Origin of the sequence: Methylobacter sp. BlB1 (genome assembly GCF_015476545.1) — a bacterium.
In the GTDB taxonomy this organism is placed as follows: Bacteria; Pseudomonadota; Gammaproteobacteria; order Methylococcales; family Methylomonadaceae; genus Methylobacter.
In genome coordinates, this window is record NZ_JADMKV010000171.1 from 1 (window position 1) to 1,236 (window position 1,236).

Genomic DNA, 1,236 nt, shown 5'->3' on the forward strand with positions numbered 1-1,236 from the left:
TCCCGCCCGCGATATGGTAGGCTTCACTGGCGCCTTCCATTTGGGCGAGGAACCAAAGCCGCTGTTGGGAGAAGGACAGCGGCAGGCGCTGGTCACGGTCGGCATGAGGGATAGGAGTATCCTTTAATTGCTTGCGTTTTAATTTTCCGGCTATCGCTTGTTTAACTAATGCTTCGCGTTCAAGCGTTGATAATTTATCCGTGGAATAACTTTTCATGCTACTGTCCTTGACTTAGGTTGAAACATAATTTTCGCCATGATTGATACTCCTCAAGAATCATTTATAGACTTCATAACTTGTAGATTCCATAACCTGCGCTAAATCATCCTCATCAAACTGAGCCAATTGCGCATCAATGATCCGCTCTGCAAGAAATGAAAGTACTGGCGCCATGAAGACATCATGCAGCACCAGCTCAACCTCGAATTGCTGCTTGATTTCAAGCACCAACTTGACTACCAGCAAGGAATGCCCGCCCAGCTCGAAGAAATTATCGTGGCGGCCGACCTGCTCGATCCCTAGAAGATCCTGCCAGATGTCAGCCAGGGTTTGTTCAGTCTCGCCTTGCGGCGCTTCATAGCCGCGCGCAGCGTAGGCATCGCCGTCCGGCGCCGGCAGGGCCTTGCGGTCCAGCTTGCCGTTGGCGGTCAAGGGCAGCGCGGCCAGCTGCACGAAGGCGGCCGGCACCATGTACTCGGGCAGCGCCTCGGCCAGATAAGCTCGCAGGTCATCCACGGCCAGATCGTCAGCGCCGGTGTAGTAGGCCACCAGCCGCTTGCCGCCGGCCCCGTCCTCGCGGGCCAGCACGGCCGTTTCGCGGACCGCCGGATGGTCGGCCAGCCGGGCCTCGATCTCGCCCAGCTCGATGCGGAAGCCTCTAATCTTGACCTGGAAGTCGTTGCGACCGAGGAATTCGATGCTGCCGTCTTCCCGCCAACGGCCCAGGTCGCCGGTCTTGTACAGCCGCGCCTGGGGATCATGGCTGAACGGATTGGCGATGAAGCGCTCGGCGGTCAGTTCGGGTTGATTCAGGTAGCCTTTCGCCAGCCCGGCGCCGCCCACGTACAGCTCGCCCACGGCACCGACCGGGACGGGCGTAAGATGATCGTCCAGCAAGTAAACGCGGGTGTTGGCGATGGGCTTGCCAATCGGCGGCAGCCCCTCGCCTCCCGCCGGCACTGTGCAGGAGGTCGAAACGACGCTGTTCTCGGTCGGGCCGTAGTTGTTGACCACTT

2 protein-coding genes are annotated in these 1,236 nt (G+C 58.8%); both read right to left on the reverse strand.

The window, feature by feature from the left end:
* The coding region (locus IT781_RS21860; RefSeq protein ID WP_194972283.1) for a hypothetical protein at positions 1-217 on the reverse strand (217 nt) is incomplete at its 3' end.
* A 60-nt stretch (positions 218-277) separates the two neighbouring features.
* Positions 278-1,236, reverse strand: a 959-nt coding sequence (locus tag IT781_RS21865) for a non-ribosomal peptide synthetase (protein WP_194972284.1), incomplete at its 5' end; no start/stop codon positions are given.